Raw genomic sequence first — 20,588 nt, forward strand, 5'->3', positions numbered from 1 at the left:
GATCGAACGGCGCATGGCCCGTGTCACTTCCGGCATGAGACGGTTCCGCGCAGGCCCCGGCGCGCTGGTCTACCGGACGCCGCTGTATGGGGTGCTGCTGAAAAGCCGCGCCCCCCAGGCGCTGGGCGTGGTGCCGGCCGACCCATGGCCGGGCGACCCCCGCCAGGGTGAGGCGCTGCTGGCCGGCCGTTTCGCCTTCGCGGGGGAGGAACGCCAGGCCGACCTGCCGCCCTGGCTGGACCTCTCCGCCGGATCAGCTTGGCTGACAGCCCTGCACGGCTTCGACTGGCTGCGCCACCTGAAAGCCGCCGGGGGCGACGCCGCGCGCCGCCAGGCCCGCGTGCTGGTCACCAGCTGGCTGGACGGCTTCTCCTCCTGGCATGCCGTGGCCTGGGCGCCGGAGGTAACGGCCCAGCGCATCGTCGCCTGGATCGGTGCCCACGACTTCTTCCTGGCCAGCGCCGACGACGGCCTGCGCGCCCGCGTCTTCGACAGCCTGGCCCGCCAGATCCGCCACCTGGCCCGGCTGGTGCCCGGCCGCCTGCGCGGCGTGGACCTGATCCTGGGCATCAAGGGCCTGGTCTATGGCGGCTTCTGCCTGCCGGGCCGGGGCCGTACCGCCCAGCGCGCCCTATGGCTGCTGAACCGCGAGCTGACACGCCAGGTCATGCCCGACGGCGGCCATGTGCAGCGCAGCCCCTCGCTGCAGTTGCAGGTGCTGCGCCACCTGATCGACATCCGGGGCGTTTTGCGCGCCGCGCGGGCCGACATGCCCGACGCCGTGCAGCACGCCATCGACCGCCTGACGCCCACCCTGCGCTTCTTCCGCCATGGCGACGGCGGCCTGGCCCTGTTCAATGGCGGCTGGGCGGAAGACCCCACCTTCATCGACACGGTGCTGAGCCAGGCCGACGCCCGCGGCCGGCCCCTGCGCTCCGCCCCCCATGTGGGGTTCGAGCGGCTGGCGGCGGGCCGCGCCTGCGTGCTGTTCGACGCCGGCGCACCACCGCCGTCCGGCCTAGACGCCCGGGCCCACGCCGGCAGCCTGTCGTTCGAGATGAGCGTGGGGCGCGAGCGCCTGATCGTGAACTGCGGCAGCCACCCGTCCGAAACCGGCGCCTGGCGTGGGGCCTTGGCCTCCACCGCCGCCCATTCCACCCTGGTGGTGGCCGACACCAACTCCGCCTCCGTGCGCGAGGATGGCGGCCTGGGTCGCCGCCCGCATCCGGTGGAGGCCAAGCGGCGCGAGACGGGCGGCGCCGTCCTGGTTGAGGCGGCGCACGACGGCTATCGCGATGGCTTCGGCCTGATCCACCACCGGCGCCTGTACCTGGCCGAGAATGGCGAGGATCTGCGCGGCGAGGACAAGCTGGAAGGCGGTTCCGGCGGGCAGTCCTACACCCTGCGCTTCCACCTGCACCCCGGCGTGCACGCCAGCCTGTCCCAGGGCGGCGACGGCGTGCTGCTGCGCCTGCCGTCGGGCGCCGGCTGGCGCCTGCGCCTGTCGGGCGGCACGGTGGGGCTGGAGGAAAGCGTCTATCTGGGCGACGGGCCCGAGCCGCGCGGCACCCTGCAGGTGACCGTGCGCGGCACGACCGCCCCCGGCGGCGCCACCGTGAAGTGGGCCCTGCGCCGCGAGAAGAAGGCCGAGGGCGCCGACCCCTGAGCCACCATGACCCCAAGTTTCCCTTGAAGCCCGGCGTTTGCCGGGCTTTCTCATTCCCAAATCCCACCGAAGCCGGATTGCCATCATGACCAGCCCCGATCTCGTTCCCCTGCGCCGCGCCCTCATCTCCGTGTCCGACAAGACCGGCCTGATCGAGCTGGGCCAGGCCCTGGCCGCGCGCGGCGTGCACATCCTGTCCACCGGCGGTTCCGCCCAGCGCCTGGCCGAGGCCGGCGTGCCCGTGACCGAGGTGGGCGACCACACCGGCTTCCCCGAGATGATGGACGGCCGGGTGAAGACCCTGCACCCGCGCATCCACGGCGGCATCCTGGCCCGCCGCGATGACGAGGGGCACGTGGCCGCCATGAACACCCACGATATCCCCGGCATCGACCTGGTGGTGGTGAACCTCTATCCCTTCGAGGCCACGGTGGCGAAGGGCGCCGACTTCGAAACCTGCATCGAGAACATCGACATCGGCGGCCCCAGCCTGATCCGGGGTGCGGCCAAGAACCACGACTTCGTGGCGGTGGTGACCGACCCGTCCGACTACGCCCCGCTGCTGGCCGAGCTGGCGGCCCATGATGGACAGACCACCCTGGACCTGCGCCGCCGCCTGGCCGCCAAGGCCTATGCCCGCACCGGCGCCTATGACGCCGCCATCGGCGCCTGGTTCGCCAACCGCCTGGGCCAGACCTGGCCGGAGAGCGTGACCGTGTCCGGCACCCTGCGCCAGACCCTGCGCTATGGCGAGAACCCGCACCAGACGGCCGCCTTCTATGTGACGGGGGAGCGCCGCCCCGGCATTGCCACCGCCACCCAGCTGCAGGGCAAGGAGCTGTCGTACAACAACCTGAACGACACCGACGCGGCCTTCGAGCTGGTGGCCGAGTTCGACCGCCCGGCCATCGCCATCATCAAGCACGCCAACCCCTGCGGTGTGGCCGAGGGTGATGACCTACCCACCGCCTACGCCCGTGCCCTGGCCTGCGACCCCGTGTCCGCCTTCGGCGGCATCATCGCCGCCAACCGCACCCTGGACGCCGTGACCGCCGAGGCCATATCCCGCCTGTTTGCCGAAGTGGTGATTGCCCCCGACGCGGATGAGGCCGCCCGCGCCGTGCTGGCAGGCAAGAAGAACCTGCGCGTGCTGCTGACCGGCGACCTACCCAATCCGGCTCAGGCCGGCACCCTGATCAAGACCGTCGCCGGCGGCTTCCTGGCGCAGAGCCGGGATGACGGCCGCATCCTGCCGGCCAACCTGAAGGTGGTGACCAAGCGCGGCCCCACCCCGAAGGAGCTGGCCGACCTGCTGTTCGCCTTCCGCGTGGGCAAGCATGTGAAGTCCAACGCCATCGTCTATGCCAAGGACCTGGCCACGGTGGGTATCGGCGCTGGCCAGATGAGCCGAGTCGACAGCAGCCGCATCGCGGCCATCAAAAGCCGGGAGGCGGCGGAGGCCGCCGGCCTGGCCGAGCCGGGCACCAAGGGCAGCGTGGTGGCGTCCGACGCCTTCTTCCCCTTCGCCGACGGCCTGATCGCGGCGGCGGAAGCCGGCGTCACGGCCGTCATCCAGCCCGGCGGCTCCATGCGTGACCAGGAAGTGATCGACGCTGCGGACGAGCGTGGTCTGGCCATGGTATTTACCGGCATGCGTCATTTCCGTCACTGACGGCGGCAGGGACAGGGGGGATAGTTCCGTATCAGGAGACCATCCCCCTTTCCACCCCGCCCCATCCTTGAAGGGCGGGTGTTCAGGGATGGCGATGACCGATGGGGGAAGCCCAGGCCCGCGAAGCATGCGGTAACCTGGGCCAAGTAGGACCAGGGCAGCCCATATGAACGCCTCCGCGCCAGACCACGCTGCTTCGGCCGGCGCCTCTCTCCCTGATCTTCTGGCTGGCGGCGTCCCGGCCCCGGATGGCACCGTTCATTCCGACGCGGCCATCGTTCCCTTGATCCCGTCCGCCGGTCGCCCCGTGGCGGCCCTGTTGGTCATGAGCCTGGTGCTGACCCTGCTGGTCTTCGCCTGGGCCGCCTGGGACCACCACCGCCGCGTCTGGGACGATGCCCGTGAGCAGGTGGTGGACGTGACCCATGTGCTGGAAGAGCATGCGGGCAAGATCTTCAGCATCCACGCCACCAGCCTGCGCTACGTCGAGCGGCTGGTGGAGGACGCTGGCTGGAAGAATATCGCCGGCGACAGCCGCTTTTACGACCGCCTGCGGGAAATCTGGCAGGCCTCTCCCGAGCTGGAGAGCGTGTGGGTGGTGGATACCAGCGGCATCATCCGCGTGAACACGGTGCAGTGGCCCACACCGGCGCTGGACGTCAGCGACCGGGAGTATTTCCGCGCCCAGCTGAAGCCGGGCGCCGGGATCTTCATCGGGCAGCAGTTGCGCGGCCGCATCTCCGGCGCGGCCTTCCTCCCAATCAGCCAGCGTATGGAAACGCGGGACGGCCGTTTCAACGGCGTGGCCCAACTGTCGCTGAAGCCGGACTATTTCATCGCCTTCTACCGGTCGCTGTTCTCGGCCGATCCCAAGACCATGATGCTGGTGCGCGAGGATGGTGCGGTACTGCTGCGCGAGCCCGCCCCCGCCGACGACCTGCAGCAGGGCTTTTATCCAGAGCTGCTCAAGACGCCGGAGGACGCCACCGGCACCTTCATCCTGACCTCCCCCATCGATGGGGTGCGGCGGCTGTACGCCCGGCGCAAGGTTCCCAACCTGCCGCTGTTCGTCCTCTATGGCATCGACACGGCCAGCATCGCCAAGGAATGGGAAGACAGGGCCCTGGTCTACGCCGCCGTGGCCGTTCCGGCCTCGCTGGCGCTGATGCTGGTGGCCTGGATAGCCATCCGCCGCTCCCGCGACCTGGCCCGCGCCGACCGGATCCTGCGCCATGCCAACACCCTGCTGGAAGCGCGGGTGGCCGACCGCACCCGGCACCTGCACCGCGCGCTGGCGGAGCGCGAGATGCTGCTGCGCGACACCCACCACCGGGTGAAGAACAATCTGCAGGTCGTCTCCAGCCTGCTGCAGCTTCAGGCCGGCATGAATCCGGCGCTGCGCCCCGCCCTGGGCGACGCCCTGCGCCGCATCCACGCCATGGGCATCCTGCATGAGCAGCTGCACCGCGCGTCGGATGTCGACGTGGTCCAACTGGACCGGGTGATCACCGCCCTGGCGCGCGAGATCGACAACATCCACCAGGGCGAGGGGCACGCAGCGGGCGGGCTGCGCCGCGTGTCCGTGGTGCTGGACCTCACGCCACTGGAAAGTGACCTGACGGCGTCCGTGCCCGTGACCCTGGTGCTGAACGAGGTTCTGTCCAACGCCTTCAAGCACGCCTACCCCGAAGGCCGCGCCGGCACCCTGGCCGTGACCCTGCGGCGCGAAGGAGATGAGGGTGTGCTGACCGTCGCCGACGATGGCGTGGGCATGCCGGACACCGCCGCCGGCACCGGCCGCAAGAGCCTGGGCCTGCTGCTGATCGACGCCTTCACCCGCCAGCTGCGCGGCCGTTTCCTTTACGAGGCGACCACGCCGGGCACACGGTTCACCCTGCGGTTCCCGCTGGGGTGAATCCGAGATTGGCATAGTATGCCAATCGGCGTTAGGCTTTGGATCTTGAATTCTTCGCCAGGGGATGCCGATGCCAACGCGCAACGTGGTGCTGACCGATCACCATGAACAAGTCATCGAGCACTTGGTGCGATCTGGCCGTTACCAGAACGCCAGCGAGGTCCTTCGTGCCGGCCTGAGACTCATCGAACGAGAGGAAGCACAACATGAGGCCAAGCTGAAGGCGTTGCGGGAGGCGGCGGAAGCCGGCCACCGCGAGCTGGATGAAGGGCGGTTCGATGAGGTTACGGACGGTGACTTGGAAGAATACATAGCTGTGCTTGGCAGAGAAGCCGCTGGCGGGCACTGACGGCATGCTGCTCTACCGGCTGGAACCTGGCGTGGTTGGAATTGTGCGTGTTCTTCACGATGCCATGGACGTGGAACAGCATGTTCCATGGGACGACAGCCCCTGAAACCAGAACCGGCCGCCCCGATGGACGGCCGGCGCAATACCCGGTGTTTTGAGGGGCGGATCAGCCGTCACCCATCTTGAGGGCGGCAATGAAGGCGCTCTGCGGGATTTCGACTTCGCCGAATTGCCGCATGCGCTTCTTGCCTTCCTTCTGCTTGTCCAGCAGCTTGCGCTTGCGGCTGATGTCGCCGCCATAGCACTTGGCCAGCACGTCCTTGCGCATGGCGCTGATGGTCTCGCGGGCGATGACGCGGCTGCCAATGGCGGCCTGCACGGCGATCTTGAACAGCTGACGCGGAATCAGCTCCTTCAGCCGCTCACACAGCAGGCGCCCGCGATGCTCGGCCTGGCTGCGGTGGACGATGGTGGACAGGGCGTCCACCGGTTCCGCGTTCACCAGGATGGACATCTTGACCAGGTCGCCGGTCTCGTACCCGTCCATCTGGTAGTCGAAGCTGGCATAGCCGCGGCTGATGGACTTCAGCCTGTCATAGAAGTCGAACACCACCTCGTTCAGCGGCAGCTTGTAGACCAGCATGGCGCGACCGCCGACATAGGTCAGGTCGATCTGCTGGCCGCGCCGCTCGGTGCACAGCGCCAGGATGCCGCCCAGATATTCGTCGGGCAGCATGATGGTGGCGCGAATCCACGGCTCATCGATGTGGTCGATGCGAATGGGATCCGGCATGTCGGCCGGGTTGTGCATGTCGATGACCGACTTGTCGGTCATGTGGACCTTGTAGATGACGCTGGGTGCCGTCGTGATCAGGTCCAGGTTGAACTCGCGCTCCAGCCGCTCCTGGATGATTTCCAGATGCAGCAACCCCAGGAAGCCGCAGCGGAAGCCGAAGCCCAGGGCGGCCGACGTCTCCGCCTCGAACTGGAAGCTGGCGTCGTTCAGGGCCAGCTTGCCCAGGCTTTCGCGCAAATGCTCGAACTCCGCCGCGTCGGTCGGGAACAGGCCGCAGAACACCACCGGCACGCTGGGCTTGAAGCCTTCCAGCGGCTCGGCGGCCGGGCGGCGCTCTTCGGTGATGGTGTCGCCAACCTTGGTTTCGCGGATGTCCTTGATGCCGGCGGTGATGAAGCCCATCTCGCCCGGCCCCAGGCGGCCGGACTGCACGGCCTTGGGCGTGAAGTGGCCGACGCGGTCGGCTTCCTTCGTGGCCCCGGTGGCCATCATGCGGATCTTCTGGCCCACCTTAAGCTCGCCATCGACCACGCGCACCAGGATGACCACGCCCAGGTAGGGGTCGTACCAGCTGTCGACCACCAGGGCCTTCAGCGGCGCCTCCAGGTCGCCCTTGGGCGGCGGCAGGCGGGTGACGATGGCCTCCAGCACGTCCTTGATGTTCAGGCCGGTCTTGGCCGAGATCATGACGGCGTTGCTGGCGTCCAGGCCGATCACATCCTCGATCTGCTGCTTGATGCGGTCGGGTTCGGCCGCCGGCAGGTCGATCTTGTTCAGGACCGGGACGATCTCATGGTTGTGGTCGATGGCCTGGTAGACGTTGGCCAGCGTCTGCGCCTCCACCCCTTGCGAGGCGTCGACCACCAGCAGCGATCCTTCGCACGCGGCCAGCGAGCGCGAGACCTCATAGGCGAAGTCCACGTGGCCGGGCGTGTCCATCAGGTTCAGCTGATAGGTCCGCCCGTCATCGGCCTTGTAGTTCAGGCGCACGGTCTGCGCCTTGATGGTGATGCCGCGCTCGCGCTCGATATCCATGCTGTCGAGCACCTGCTCGCGCATCTCGCGGGCGTCCAGGCCGCCGCAATACTGGATCAGACGATCGGCCAGGGTCGACTTGCCGTGGTCGATGTGGGCGATGATGGAAAAATTGCGGATGTGCGAAAGGTCGGTCATGACGGGCCGGTCTGGAAAAATTCCCGCGACCATAGGATGCCCCGCGTTTCGGCGCAACCGCGGGGTTGGCGGGGCGTTCATGTGCGGGCGGGTGATTTAGGGCACGATCGCCGCCGCCAGGTCTCGCAAGTCCGGAACGGTCACCGTCGGCGGAATGCCCCAGGGGTCGAACAGGGCCTCAGGTGATCGCCGCACCCAGGCGGCGCGCCAGCCGGCTGAAAGGGCGCCGATGACGTCGAAAGGGTTGCTGGAAACCAGCCAGGTCTCCGCGTCCGTGGCGCCGGCCGCCCCCAGGAAGTGGCTGTACACGGCCGGGTCGGGCTTGAACGACCGCACGTCGTCCGTGCTGATGACCCCCAGGAACAGATCGGCGATCCCGGCAGCGTCCAGCAGGGTGCGCACCGCGGCTTTGGTGCCGTTGGAGAAGGCGTAGAGGCGGAAGCCGGCCGCACGCAAGCGGGCCAGCCCATCCGCCACATCGGGGAAGGCCGGCAAGGTGCGGTAGGCGTCCAGCAGGGCCGTCCGCTGGTCCGGTCTCAGCGGCGTTTTATATAGGGTGCAGGTGTGGTCCAGGGCCTGGGCTGTGCAGACGCTGAAGGGCACGTAGTTCTGCATCAGGGCGCGGCGGAAGGCGTATTCCAGCTGCCGCTCACGCCATGTGCGGGAGAACTCCGCCGCGCGGTCGCCCACCATGCCCTTCAGCATGGCCACCAGCCCATGGGTGTCGATCAGCGTGCCGTAGACATCAAAGGCCAGCGTCACCGCCATCGGTCCCTCCCCCATTCGGCATTGGTGCAGACTGTGTCCCGACTGGAACGCATGGTCCAGGCCGGAAGCGGCGGCCGTTCGCCGCGCCGCCCTGGCGGGGCCACCGGACGCTTCCCACATTGGGGGATGTCACGCTCGCGGCGTGGACAAGGGAGGGGACGAAAGAATGCGTCGTACCGGCTTGCTTTTCCTGGCATTCAGCCTGGGCCTCCCGATCTCGACGCCCGCGCTGGCGGCGGGACCGGTGGTGGTGGAATTGTTCACGTCGCAGGGTTGCTCCTCCTGCCCGCCCGCCGATGCCTTCCTCACCGACCTGGCGCAGGACCGCCGGGACGTGCTGCCCCTGGCTTTCCACGTGACTTATTGGAATGGCCTGGGCTGGCGGGATCCCTATTCATTCGAGGCCGCCACGGCGCGACAGCGGTGGTATGCGCGTAGCCTGGGCGGCGGCCAGGTCTACACGCCGGAGATGGTGGTGAATGGCGAACGCGCCTTCGTCGGTTCCGACCGTGCGCGGGGCTTGGCCGAAATCGCCGACGCCACGCGGCGGGAAGCGGCGCCGGTCGGCTTGCAGGTCGCGCGCGGGGAAGACGGCCTGGTCATTTCCGTTGGCGCGGGCAAGGGACAGCAGGGTGACATCCTGGTGGTGGGGTATGACCCGCAACACCGCACCCCCATCGGGCGGGGCGAGAACAGCGGCCGCACCCTGCTGGAATCCAATATCGTCCGGTCGCTCACCCCAGCCGGGCAATGGCGGGGAGACGCGGTGGAGGTCCGCCAGCCTTTGCCGGCGGGGGAACGTGTCGCGGTCCTGCTGCAGGCACCGGATGGCCGCATCCTGTCCGCCGTCATCCTGAACCAAGCGCCAGGGGATCGGACGCCGGGGTGAGCGGGGCTCAGCCCGCGCGCACCTTGGTCAGGAAGCCCGCCACCTGGTGGCGCAGATGATCGGACTGGCTGACCAGATCTTGGGCGGCGTGCAGCACATCCACGGCCATTGTGCCGGTCTCACTGGCGGCGCGGGTCACCTGGCCGATGGTGCTGGACACGTCGGAGGTGCCGGCGGCGGCCTGGGCCACGCTGCTGGCGATCTCGTTGGTGGCGGCACCCTGCTGCTCCACCGCCGCGGCGATGGTGGTGACGATGTCGCTGATGCGGCCGATGGTGCCGCTGACACCGTGGATGGCGCCGGCGGCACTGCCGGCGACGGCCTGGATCTCGCCGATCTGGGCGCTGATCTCTTCCGTCGCCTTGGCAGTCTGCGTCGCCAGGGTCTTCACCTCGGACGCCACGACAGCAAAACCTTTCCCGGCCTCACCCGCCCGCGCCGCCTCGATGGTGGCGTTCAGGGCCAGCAGGTTGGTCTGGCTGGCGATATCGCTGATCAGGCGCACCACGTCGCCGATCTTGCGCGCCGCCTCCACCAGGCCGCTCACGGTGTGGTTGCTGCGCTCCGCCTCCACCACGGCGTTCTGGGCGATCTGGGAGGACTCCTCCACCCGCCGGCCGATCTCCTGGATGCTGGCGGACAGCTGCTCCGCCGCCGCCGCCACGGTGTTGACGTTGCCGGCCGCGGCCTCCGCCGCGCCGGCGACCGCCAGCGTCTGGTGGTTGGTCTGCTCGGCAATGGCCGACAGGCCCTTGGCGTTGCCCTGCATGCGGTCGGCGGCACCGGCCACCCCTTCCACCACCTGGTTCATGCTGGCCTCGAACTCGTCGGCCAGTTGGGCCAGCGCGGCAAGGCGTTCGGCCTGCGCCTGGGCCTTCATCGTCTCCTGCTCATGGCGCAGGGTATCGGCCTCCACCATGGTGCGCTGGAAGATGCGCAGCGCCCGCACGGTGGCGCCGATCTCATCCCGCCGGTCGGTCGCCCGCACCTCCACGGTCTGGTCGCCGTCGGCCAGGGCCGTCATGGTGTCGACGATGCGCTTCAGCGGGCGGGACACGCTGGCCCAGGCGATCCACAGCGCCAGCGCCATGATCAGCACGGCGCCCGACAGGCCGGCCGCCAGCGTCACCCAGTAGGTGCGTTCGTTGCGGGCCTTGGCGGCGGCCTCGCCCTTGCTCAAATTCTCGTCCACCGCCTTGGTGATGACGGTCAGCCGGTCCAGCAGCTTGGACAGGCGGATGTCGAACTCATCGGTCAGGGTGGACGCGCCGGCCTTGGTGTTGCCGGCCAGCATCTGTTCGCGCGCCTCTTCCGCGAACTTCATCATGGCCTTGAACTCGTCCCGGGCCATGGCCAGGTCGTCCTTGGAGCCTGGGTTCAGGCGGGCGACACTGTCCAGGTATTTGGCGAGGTCGCTGGCCTGCTGCCCGATCTCATCCTTCATGCTGTCGATGATGAACTTGTCAGTCTCCGCCAGCATCATGTAGCTGATGCGGCCGATGTTGGCGGCGGCGCCATTGGCCCGGTCGATGGCCTTCAGGGCCTCCGCCTCGCCGCGCAGCAGGTGCTGGTACTGGGCCGCACCCGTGTTCATCTGCGACAGGGTGTAGAGGGAGGTGCCGAGCGTCACCAGCCCCATCAGGATCAGGGGCAGCAGCAGCTTCTGGATGATGGGCAGATCCCGGAAAAACTTCATGCCGTCTGTCCTCCCCCAACGGGTGACACCCATAAGCGCAGGCGTCAGTTTCCGCTTTTTATCTTTCGAAAGATAGTAAGGGACGGGGGTACGGGCGGTGCAAGAGGTTAAAGTAGTCTAAAATTCACAATAAGTTGGTTAAAAGGAAAGGCGCCCCCTGAAAGCCAAGGGGCGCCTACTGCAAGCGTGCGACCTCTGTGTCAGCCGCGCAACACGGCACCCGTCGCTTTGGTGACGGCGGCGACGACTTTGGCGGCCACGGCCTCGATTTCCGCATCCGTCAGGGTCTTGTCCACCGGTTGCAAAGTGACCGACAGGGCGATGGACTTGAAGCCGGTTTCGACTCCGGGCCCCTGATAGACGTCGAACAGCTGCACGCCGGTGATCAGGGCCTTGTCGGCCCCCTTGGCGGCCCGGATCAGACGGTCGGCTTCCACGCCGGCCTCCACCACAAAGGCGAAGTCACGGCTGATGGGCTGGAAGGCCGACAGCTCCAGCTTCGGTTTCTCCGTCCCGCCCTTCTTCTTCTGTTGCGGGATCAGCTCCAGGAACACCTCGAACGCCACCAGCGGGCCGGTCAGGTCCAGGGCCTCCAGCACCGCCGGGTGCAGCTCGCCGAAGCGGGCCAGCACGGTGGGGCCCAGCCGCAGGCAGCCGGAGCGGCCCGGGTGGTACCAGCCGGGCGCGTCGGTGGAGACGACCAGGTTGGCGGTGGGGGCGCCGGCGGCCTCCAGCGCCGCGATGGCGTCGGCCTTGGCGTCATAGGCGTCCACGGGGCGGGTGCCCTTGGCCCAGTGGCGGGCCACGGCCAGGCCGGCGCGCACACCGGCGGCGATCAGGTCCTGGCCCTTCTCGCTGCCGTCGCGGAAGGCGGGGCCCACCTCGAACAGCGCCAGGTCGGCATAGCCGCGCGCGGCGTTGCGGCCGGCGGCGGCCGCCAGATTGGCCAGCACGGAGGGGCGCATGACGGCCAGGTCGGCGCTGATGGGGTTCAGCAGGGCCAGCTCGTCCGGCGCCCCGCCGAACAGCTTGGCCACCTCGGGCGCCAGGAAGGACCAGGTGATGGCCTCCAGCATGCCCCGGCTGGCCAGCAGGCGGCGCACGGTGGCGGTGCGGCGCTGCTTGGGCGTGACGGCGACCTTGGGCAGGCCCTCGTCACGCGGCAGGCTGGTGGTGGGGATGGCGTCGAAGCCGTGGATGCGCAGCACCTCTTCCACCAGGTCGGCCTCGCCATGCACGTCGGCGCGCCAGGACGGCGGCACTGCCTGGATCAGGCCGTCCTTCCGGCTGGTCTCGAAGCCCAGGGCGGTCAGGATGCGCACCTGGTCGGCTTCCGGAACGTCCACGCCGCCCAGATGGGCCACGCGGGCCGGCCGCAGGGTCAAAGGGCGGCGCCAGGCGGGCTCGGCACCGGCCACGAAGACCTCGCCGGCCTCACCGCCACAGAGTTCCAGCACCAGGCGGGTGGCCTGTTCGATGCCGCTGACGACGCTGGCCGGGTCCACGCCGCGCTCGAAGCGATAGCGGGCGTCGCTGTCGATCTGCAGGGCGCGTCCGGTCTCCGCCACCTTGGCGGGCTCGAACAGCGCCGCCTCGATGATGACGTCCGTGGTCGTCTCCGACACACCGGTGCTCTCGCCGCCCATGACGCCACCCAAGGAAAGGACGGCGCCGCTGGCATCCGCGATGACGGTAAGGCCGGCGGGCAGGGTGTATTCCTTGCCATTCAGGGCCAGCAGGGTCTCGCCCGCCTTGCTCTCGCGCACGGTCAGGTCGCCCTGGACCTTGGCGGCGTCGAAGACGTGCAGGGGGCGCACCTGGTCCAGCGTCATCAGGTTGGTGATGTCCACCAGGGCCGAGATGGGGCGCAGGCCGACGGCGGTCAGCTTGTCCTGCAGCCACTGCGGGCTGGGGCCGTTGCGCACGCCGCGCACCACGCGGGCGGCGAACTGCGGGCAGGCCGCCGTTTCCAGCGTCACCTTCACCGGCGCGGGGAAGACGCCGGGCACGGGCGCGGTGTTCAGGGGCTTCAACGTGCCGACGCCGGCGGCGGCGAGATCGCGGGCAATGCCATAGACACCGGCGCAGTCAACGCGATCGGGGGTCAGCGAGATCTCGATGACAGCGTCGTCCAGCTTGCGCCAGGCGGCGAAGCTGGCGCCCACCGGTGCCTCCTCCGGCAGCTCGATGATGCCGTTGTGCTCATCCGACAGGTTCAGCTCGCGCTCGGAGCACAGCATGCCCCGGCTTTCCACGCCGCGGATGGCGCCCACCTTCAGCGTGTCGCCCGTGGCCGGGATGACGGCGCCGGGGCTGGCGAACACCACGGTGATGCCGGTGCGGCAGTTGGGGGCACCGCACACCACCTGGATGGGCTCGCCCGCGCCGGTGTCGACCATGGCGACGCGCAGCTTGTCGGCGTTGGGATGCTTCTCCGCCGACAGCACCTTGGCGATGACGAAGGGCGCCAGCGCCTTGCCGGTGTCCTCCACGCCCTCGACCTCCAGGCCCAAGGCGGTCAGCTTGTCGGTGATGACGTCCAGCGGGGCGTCGGTTTCAAGGTGCTGCTTCAGCCAGGAAAGGGTGAACTTCATCGCTACCTGCCGTTCTTCGGGTGGGGCGCCTGGCGTCTTGAGGCCGGCTGCCGCTCTTACGTCTTGTGAGGGTGAATTACCGCGTGAGGCCTTGGGCCAGGCTGGGCACATCCAGCGGCACGAAGCCGTAGTGCTTCAGCCAGCGCAGGTCGGCCTCGAAGAAGGTGCGCAGGTCGGGGATGCCGTACTTCAGCATGGCCACGCGCTCGATGCCCATGCCGAAGGCGAAGCCCTGCCAGCGGGTGCTGTCGATACCGCAATTCTCCAGCACCTTGGGGTGGACCATGCCGCAGCCCAGAATCTCCAGCCAGTCGCCGTAGTTGCCCAGCTTCAGCTCACCGCCCTTGCGCGAGCAGCCGATGTCCACCTCCGCCGACGGTTCGGTGAAGGGGAAGAAGCTGGGGCGGAAGCGCAGCGGCAGGTCGTCCACCTGGAAGAAGGCGCGACAGAACTCCAGCAGCGTGCCCTTCAGATGGCCCATGTGAATGTTCTCGCCGATCACCAGGCCTTCGATCTGGTGGAACATGGGCGTGTGGGTCTGGTCGTAGTCGGACCGGTAGGTGCGGCCGGGCGCGATGATGCGGATGGGCGGTTCCCCCGCCAGCATGGTGCGGATCTGCACCGGGCTGGTATGGGTGCGCAGCACGCGGGTGCCCCCGTCCGGCCCGTTGGGCAGGTAGAAGGTGTCGTGCATCTGGCGCGCCGGATGCTCCGGCGGGATGTTCAGGGCGGTGAAGTTGTTGAAGTCGGTCTCGATGTCCGGCCCCTCCGCCACGGTGAAGCCCATGTCGGCGAAGATGGCGATCATCTCCTCCACCGTCTGGCTGATGGGGTGGACGCGGCCTTCGACCTCGGGCCGGGCCGGCAGGCTGACGTCGATGCGCTCCGCCTCCAGCTTTTGCGCCAAAGCTTCCGCCTTCAGCACCTGGCGGCGGGCGTCCAGCGCCTGGCTGATCTCTTCCTTCACGGCGTTCAGGGCCTGGCCGCGTTCCCGCCGCTCATCCGGCGTCAGCGATCCCATGTCCTTCATCAGGCCGGTGATGCGGCCCTTCTTGCCCAGGGCGTCCACCCGCACCTCTTCCAGGGCGGCCAGGTCGGGGGCGGCGGCAGCGGCGGCCAGCAGGTCGGCCTTGAGGCTGTCGAGGATGTTCATCGCAACGATCCGTCTTCTCGGTGGGCAATAGGGCAATCTTGGGGGCGGATACTACCAACGGCGCGGAGCTTTGGCCCGTGCCGTTGTGGCCGGCGACCGCCGGCCCCGCAGCGAGTACCGCAGGGCGCAGTGAGGAAGCCAAGCCGGCGGATGCCGGCGCCCGGCGCTTGAGGGAGCACAAAACAAAAAAGGGGAGCGGGCCCGCCGGGCCTGCTCCCCTTCTTATCAGCACCGTTGATCCGGGTAGGATCAAGCGGCCTTGAGAGCGGCCTGGGCTTGATCGACCAGGACCTTAAACGCCTCCGGCTCGCGCGCGGCGATGTCGGCGAGGACCTTGCGGTCAACGTCGATGGCGGCGCGCTTCAGGCCGTGCATGAACTGGCTGTAGGTCAGGCCGTGGATGCGGGCACCGGCGTTGATGCGCTGGATCCACAGGGCGCGGAAGTTACGCTTCTTGGCGCGACGGTCGCGGTAGGCGTAACGCAGCGCCTTCTCGACCTTCTCGATCGCGATACGGAAGCAGTTGTTGGAACGACCCCGGTAGCCCTTGGCCAGCTTCAGGATCTTCTTGTGACGGGCGTGGGTGGTCACGCCCCGCTTAACGCGAGCCATGGTTCAGCCCTCCTTACGGTACCCGGATGAAATTCTTGGTGATGATGATACCGTCCTGCTTGGACAGGGTCATCATGCCGCGGGCGTTCCGCTTCATCTTCTGCGGACGCTTGCGCATGCCGTGGCGCTTGCCGGCGGCCTGGGCGCGAACGAGACCGGAGGCGGTCAGCTTGAACCGCTTCTTCGTCCCGCTGTGATTCTTCAGCTTGGGCATTTTGGTTCCTCACGAAAGAATAACCGCCCCGAAGGACGGCGGTGGATTCATTTGAGCGGGTGGGCATGCCCTGGACCTTTCGGTCCGGCCTCGCCGCCAAAATGAAGCGCGGTTTGTACACGGGGGCAGGGCATATGGCAAGGGCTGAGCGCGGCAGAATGACTCATTTCCAGGCACATCCGCCCCTTGCCGGACACAGGGCTGGGGCCCACTTCTGGACAACCCCTAACGCCAATCATCGACTTCCCTGCCTAGGAGGCGCCCGCCCATGCCCGAGCTTTACACCATAGGGTATGAAAAGGCGGGCCAGCCGGCGCTGGTGGAGCGCCTGGCGCGGGCCGGCGTGCGCACGCTGATCGACGTGCGGGAACTGCCATTGTCGCGCCGCGCCGGCTTTTCTAAGGGCCCGCTGTCGGCCGCCCTGCGCCAGGCCGGCATCGAGTATGTGCACCTGAAGGCGCTGGGCACGCCCAAGGAGGGGCGCTTGGCCGGCCGCGCCGGCAACCAGCCGCTGTTCTGGTCCATCGTGGACCAGGCCCTGGCGCGGCCCGAAGCGCAATACGAACTGGGCGTGGCGGCCGCCACGGCGCTGAACCAGGGGCCGGCCTGCCTGTTGTGCCTGGAGGATGATCCGCACATCTGCCATCGCTCCCGCGTCGCGGCCGACATGGCCGCGGGCTGGGGCTTCGACGTCCATCACCTGTCGGTGGACGCCGCCTTTTAGCCCGTTAAGGATCCGCCGCCCCCAAATTTGCCAGCCGGCGCCGCACGGCGGACACAATGGACGGCGAGAAGAACCAGGTGGCCGGCGGATGGGACCCCTGAAGGGGACGCTGGCCCAACGGACAGCTAGTCCAAGGGCTTGGGGCTGGGGTAAGCCTCAGGCGGTTCGGGTCAACGGGGCGCCGGAAGCGGCCGCCCGGGGGGAGCAAGTCGGCCAGTGCATCACGTCGACACCATCATCTTCGCGCTCGGGTCGCTGCTGATGCTGGCCATCCTGGCCGGCCGCGCCTCCTCCCGCATCGGCGCGCCCCTGCTGCTGGTGTTCCTGGCGCTGGGCATCGCCGTCGACAAGCTGGCCAACTTCCAGTTCAACGACTACCGCCTGGCCTCGTTGGTCGGGTCCATCGCCATCGCCGTCATCCTGTTCGACGGCGGCCTGCGTACGCCCAAGGCGGTGTTCAAGGTGGCGCGCTGGCCGGCCCTGGTGCTGTCCACCGCCGGCGTGCTGGTCACGGCCGGCGTCACCTGCGTGGTGGCGCGCTGGCTGTTGGGTGTGGGCTGGGCCCAGGGCTTCCTGATCGGCAGCATCGTCGCCTCCACCGACGCGGCGGCCGTGTTCCTGCTGCTGCACCAGCGGGGCCTGCGCCTGCGCCCCCGCGTCTCGGCCCTGCTGGAGGTGGAGTCGGGCCTGAACGACCCCATGGCCGTGTTCCTGACCCTCCTGTCCATTCATGCGGTGCAGGGGGCCGGCTTCGGCTGGGCGCAACTGGGCCAGTTCGCGCTGGAGATGGGTGGCGGCGGCATCATCGGTGTCGCCGGCGGCTTCGCCCTGTCGGCCATCATCAACCGGCTGGAACTGTCGGCCGGCCTCTACCCCATCCTGGCGCTGGCCGGCACGCTGTTCATCTTCGGCGCCACCCAGACCATCGGCGCCTCCGGCTTCCTGGCCGTCTATCTGGCCGGCTTCATCATGGGCAACCGCCGGGTCAAGGCGCGGCAGATCATCGAGCGTTTCCACGACGGGCTGGCTTGGCTGAGCCAGATTTCCCTGTTCCTCATGCTGGGCGTGCTGGTCTCGCCCGACACGCTGGTCCGCGTGGCGCTGCCGGCTCTGGTGGTGGCCGTGGCCCTGATCCTGGTGGCGCGGCCCCTGGCCGTCACCCTGTGCCTGTCCTTCTTCGGCTTCGCCTGGAATGAGAGGCTGTTCATCTCCTGGGTCGGCCTGCGCGGGGCGGTGCCCATCTTCCTAGGCCTGCTGCCGGTGCTGTCCGGATTGCCGGGGGCCGAAACCTATTTCGGCATCGCCTTCGCCGTGGTGCTGCTGTCCCTGCTGGCCCAGGGCTGGACCATCGGCCCGGCGGCACGCCTGCTGGACGTGGAAATCCCGGCCGATCCCGAACCGCCCGGCCGCGCCGACATCGACCTGCCGGTGGACGGACCGCAGCAGCTGGCCATGCTGACCGTGGCGCCGGAGAGCGAGGCGGCGGTGCGCGGCCTGGGCCGGCTGGTGGTGCCGGAATCCGTGCGCGTGCTGGCCATGATCCGCGAGGGCCATCCCGTGGCGCCGGAGGAGGTGCGCGTGCTCTACCCCGGCGACGCCGTGCTGGTGCTGGGCGAACCGGCGGCCCTGACCGCCATGGAGCGCCTGTTCGGCCGTCGCGACCACGGCCGCCGCGCCGCCGGGCTGGGCGATTTCCAGGTCAAGGGCGACACGCCGCTCGCCACCGTGGCCGGCCTCTACGGTTTCGAGGCGCCGGGCGTCGACGGCGACATCGCCATCGGCGAGCACCTGGCCCGCCGCCTGGGCCGCCGCGCCTCGGTCGGCGTGCGCCTGAAGGTGGGCGAGGTCGCGCTGATCGTGGCGTCGATGGACGAGACCCGGGTAACCGAGGTGGGCATCGACCTGACGCCCAATGAACGCCCCTGGACGCGCCTGCGCCAGGGCCTGAAAGGGCTCAGGCGCAGCGCCTGATGCCCTTTCAACCGAGGCCCGGACCGGCCCCTTTGGAGCTAACCGCGATCAGGTTCTGGGCGCGTGCTTGTTCAGGATGCGCTGCAGGGTGCGGCGGTGCATCTTCAGGCGGCGCGCGGTTTCCGAGACGTTGCGGTCGCACTGCTCGAACACCCGCTGGATGTGTTCCCAGCGGACGCGGTCGGCCGACATGGGGTGTTCCGGCGGCGGCGGCAGGGGGCCGTCGGTCAGCAAGGCGGCCTCGACCGCATCAGCGTCCGCGGGCTTGGGCAGGTAGTCCACGGCGCCGGCCTTCACGGCCGCCACGGCCGTGGCGATGTTGCCGTAGCCGGTCAGCATGACGATGCGCGCCTCGGGCCGGGCGTCGCGCAGGGCCTTGACCACGTCCAGGCCGCTGCCGTCCGCCAGGCGCAGGTCCACCACGGCGTAGCGGGGGGCCGCTTCCTGCGCCACGTCCACGCCCAGGGCCACGCTGTCCACCGCCACCACGTCGAAGCCGCGCTTTTCCAGCGCGCGGGCCAGGCGGATGCGGAAAGGGGCGTCGTCGTCCACCACCAGCAGGCTGCGCGACGCGTCCCCGGTGAAGCCGAGGCGCATGGGATCGATCACGTCACCGGTCTCAACGTTCATTCTCGAAAACCCCTTATTTTCCGGCCATGCTGCAGGACGGTTGCAAACTTACCAACGACCTTACTACGCCGTGTTTGGACGCTTCCGTGCGATTCCGACACGCGGCAAAAGGACGCCCCGCGATGGCCGGAGAGATGGACACGGGATTATGTCCATCCAAGGGCGGCAATACGCGATTGTCCACCATACGAAGGTTTCCCATTCTTTTGCGCAGGTCCGCCGGCGCGCTGCCTCGTCTTGCGCGGCCCCGTCACTGGGCCGCCGGCAGCGGGCCGCTCCAGTTCACGGTGACATGGGCGCCGGCCCCCACCGGCGTGCTGCCCGGCCGACCGTTGGCGTAGGAGACGACGGCGCCGGTGCGTTCCAGCAGGATCTGGGCGATGAACAAGCCCAGCCCCATGGTGCCGCCGCCACCGGCGCGCACCGGCACCTGCTCCAGCCGCTCATCCCGGTCGGAAACATAGGGTTCGCCCAGGCGTTCCAGCAGGCTGACGGGGAAGCCGGGGCCGTCGTCGGCCACGGTCAGCACCAGGGCGGAGGGATCGCAATGCAGGGTCACGTCCACCCGGGTGGTGGCGAACTGCATGGCGTTCTGAAGGATGTTGCCCAGGCCGTGCTGCAGTTCGGGCGACAGCGGCAGGGGGGAGGCCGCGCCCTCCTCCGCCCCGGTCACGGTGATTTCCAGCGCCACGTCCGCCCGGCGGTGGGGGGCAGCCACCGCCTCGATCACCTGCACGGGGCCCAGGGGGGCGTAGGGCTCCATCTCCCCCTCCGCGTCCGGGCGGCGGGCCAGGTCGGCCAGGATGACGCGGCAGCGGTCCGACTGGCTCTGCAGAAGCTGGATATCCTCCACCCAGGGGCTGTCGGGCGGCATGTCGCGGGCCAGTTCCTTGGCCACCACGGCGATGGTGCCCAGCGGGCTGCCCAGCTCATGCGCCGCCGCCGCCGCCAGCGCGCCCAGGGCGGAGGCCTTCTGCGCCCGGGCCAACGACACCTGGCTGGCGATCAGGGCCTGCGACAGGTCGCGGCCGGACTGCGCCACCTTGTAGACGTAGGTGGCGATGAAGATGGCAGACAGGGTCAGGGCCGCCCAGATGCCGCCCAGATAGATGGGCGACAGGGTGACACCGTTGCTGGTCGGCCACGACAGGGGCATGGCCAGGACCCAGACCAAGGTCAGGCAGGCGGTGGTCAGCGTGGTCAGCCCCGTGACCAAGCGCCGGCCCAGCATGCTGGCCCCCACCATCAAGGGCGCCAGCACCAGCACGGCGAAGGGATTTTCCAACCCGCCGGTCAGCATCAGCAGCACGGTCAACTGCACCGTGTCATAGCCCAGGAACAGCACAGCACCCCGTTCGGTCAGGAAGGGGCTGCGCCGGCGCCGGGCGACGGCGTAGAGGTTGATCAGCAGCGACACCGCCGTCACCGCCAGGGCCGGCAGCAGCGGGATGTCGATGCCCACCAGGTCTTCCACCGTCAGCAGGGTGACGGTCTGGCCCGCGATGGCGATCCAGCGGATGGTGTTGAGGGTGCGCAGGTTGATGCGGGCGGCGGCCCAGCGTCCCCCCTCCGGCCGCGCGTCGGCCGCACCGTCATCCACCGTTCCTGCCCACGCCTGCCGCGTCATCGACCTGATCGTCCTGGGTGAAGATTAGCCTGGATAGGCCAACGGCAACCATGCCGGGCGTCAAGCTATAGCGCACGGGCCATGGCGTCGCACCTGTCGGCTGTAACAGCGTCTTGCTGCCCCTTGCCCCCGGCCGCGC

Annotated in this window: 16 protein-coding genes; 7 read left to right on the forward strand and 9 right to left on the reverse strand. The window is 68.9% G+C overall.

Translation table 11 applies throughout. The annotated features are described in order from the left end of the window. The first annotated feature begins 13 nt into the window (after positions 1-13). From FBZ87_RS30050 to FBZ87_RS11555, 4 genes are all read left to right on the forward strand, one after another. Positions 14-1,666 carry a heparinase II/III family protein gene (locus tag FBZ87_RS30050; protein WP_281288954.1) on the forward strand — a complete coding sequence of 551 codons (1,653 nt, stop codon included), beginning with the start codon at positions 14-16 and terminating at the stop codon, positions 1,664-1,666. A gap of 85 nt (positions 1,667-1,751) precedes the next feature. Further along, positions 1,752-3,338, forward strand: coding sequence for a bifunctional phosphoribosylaminoimidazolecarboxamide formyltransferase/IMP cyclohydrolase (gene purH / locus FBZ87_RS11545; RefSeq protein ID WP_145610498.1), 1,587 nt, complete (start codon positions 1,752-1,754; stop codon positions 3,336-3,338). A gap of 166 nt (positions 3,339-3,504) precedes the next feature. Continuing rightward, a complete protein-coding gene (locus FBZ87_RS11550; protein WP_145610499.1) occupies positions 3,505-5,253 on the forward strand; it encodes a sensor histidine kinase in 1,749 nt (582 codons plus the stop codon). A 70-nt stretch (positions 5,254-5,323) separates the two neighbouring features. Continuing rightward, positions 5,324-5,602: a type II toxin-antitoxin system ParD family antitoxin gene (locus FBZ87_RS11555; RefSeq protein ID WP_145610500.1), complete on the forward strand. Its 279-nt coding sequence runs from the start codon at positions 5,324-5,326 to the stop codon at positions 5,600-5,602. Between the two features lie 166 nt (positions 5,603-5,768). On the opposite strand, the gene lepA is transcribed toward FBZ87_RS11555, so the two are convergent. Both lepA and FBZ87_RS11565 read right to left on the reverse strand, forming a co-directional pair. Next, positions 5,769-7,571 (reverse strand): translation elongation factor 4, encoded by a 1,803-nt coding sequence (gene lepA, locus FBZ87_RS11560; protein ID WP_145610501.1) that lies wholly within the window; start codon positions 7,569-7,571, stop codon positions 5,769-5,771. 96 nt (positions 7,572-7,667) lie between these two features. Continuing rightward, complete coding sequence (locus FBZ87_RS11565) at positions 7,668-8,339, reverse strand: haloacid dehalogenase type II (protein ID WP_145610502.1); 672 nt, start codon at positions 8,337-8,339, stop codon at positions 7,668-7,670. Between the two features lie 166 nt (positions 8,340-8,505). Between FBZ87_RS11565 and FBZ87_RS11570 the strand changes: the two genes are divergently transcribed. Beyond that, entirely contained in the window at positions 8,506-9,228 is a 723-nt protein-coding gene (locus FBZ87_RS11570; RefSeq protein ID WP_145610503.1) for a DUF1223 domain-containing protein, read from the forward strand. 7 nt (positions 9,229-9,235) lie between these two features. On the opposite strand, the gene FBZ87_RS11575 is transcribed toward FBZ87_RS11570, so the two are convergent. From FBZ87_RS11575 to rpmI, 5 genes are all read right to left on the reverse strand, one after another. Beyond that, positions 9,236-10,924: a methyl-accepting chemotaxis protein gene (locus FBZ87_RS11575; RefSeq protein ID WP_145610504.1), complete on the reverse strand. Its 1,689-nt coding sequence runs from the start codon at positions 10,922-10,924 to the stop codon at positions 9,236-9,238. 200 nt (positions 10,925-11,124) lie between these two features. After that, a complete protein-coding gene (pheT, locus tag FBZ87_RS11580) occupies positions 11,125-13,518 on the reverse strand; it encodes a phenylalanine--tRNA ligase subunit beta (RefSeq protein ID WP_145610505.1) in 2,394 nt (797 codons plus the stop codon). Positions 13,519-13,594: 76 nt separating this feature from the next. Then, the gene (gene pheS, locus FBZ87_RS11585) at positions 13,595-14,671 is read right to left on the reverse strand and encodes a phenylalanine--tRNA ligase subunit alpha (protein WP_186454721.1); all 1,077 of its coding nucleotides are present in this window, start codon (positions 14,669-14,671) and stop codon (positions 13,595-13,597) included. A 249-nt stretch (positions 14,672-14,920) separates the two neighbouring features. Next, on the reverse strand, positions 14,921-15,283 hold the full coding sequence (gene rplT / locus FBZ87_RS11590) for a 50S ribosomal protein L20 (protein ID WP_040843389.1): 363 nt from the start codon (positions 15,281-15,283) through the stop codon (positions 14,921-14,923). 13 nt (positions 15,284-15,296) lie between these two features. Beyond that, the gene (gene rpmI / locus FBZ87_RS11595; protein WP_004271784.1) at positions 15,297-15,497 is read right to left on the reverse strand and encodes a 50S ribosomal protein L35; all 201 of its coding nucleotides are present in this window, start codon (positions 15,495-15,497) and stop codon (positions 15,297-15,299) included. A gap of 268 nt (positions 15,498-15,765) precedes the next feature. Here rpmI and FBZ87_RS11600 point away from each other — a divergent pair, with 268 nt between their 5' ends. Both FBZ87_RS11600 and FBZ87_RS11605 read left to right on the forward strand, forming a co-directional pair. Next, the gene (locus FBZ87_RS11600) at positions 15,766-16,221 is read left to right on the forward strand and encodes a DUF488 domain-containing protein (RefSeq protein WP_145610506.1); all 456 of its coding nucleotides are present in this window, start codon (positions 15,766-15,768) and stop codon (positions 16,219-16,221) included. 216 nt (positions 16,222-16,437) lie between these two features. Next, the gene (locus FBZ87_RS11605) at positions 16,438-18,192 is read left to right on the forward strand and encodes a potassium/proton antiporter (protein WP_145610507.1); all 1,755 of its coding nucleotides are present in this window, start codon (positions 16,438-16,440) and stop codon (positions 18,190-18,192) included. Positions 18,193-18,240: 48 nt separating this feature from the next. On the opposite strand, the gene FBZ87_RS11610 is transcribed toward FBZ87_RS11605, so the two are convergent. Next, positions 18,241-18,822, reverse strand: a complete 582-nt coding sequence (locus FBZ87_RS11610) for an ActR/PrrA/RegA family redox response regulator transcription factor (RefSeq protein WP_322954632.1) — start codon at positions 18,820-18,822, stop codon at positions 18,241-18,243. Between the two features lie 250 nt (positions 18,823-19,072). Further along, the gene (locus FBZ87_RS11615) at positions 19,073-20,449 is read right to left on the reverse strand and encodes an ActS/PrrB/RegB family redox-sensitive histidine kinase (protein WP_145610508.1); all 1,377 of its coding nucleotides are present in this window, start codon (positions 20,447-20,449) and stop codon (positions 19,073-19,075) included. Between the last annotated feature and the right edge of the window lie 139 nt (positions 20,450-20,588).

The sequence above is a fragment of the Nitrospirillum amazonense genome (genome assembly GCF_007828035.1).
Lineage (GTDB): Bacteria > Pseudomonadota > Alphaproteobacteria > Azospirillales > Azospirillaceae > Nitrospirillum > Nitrospirillum amazonense.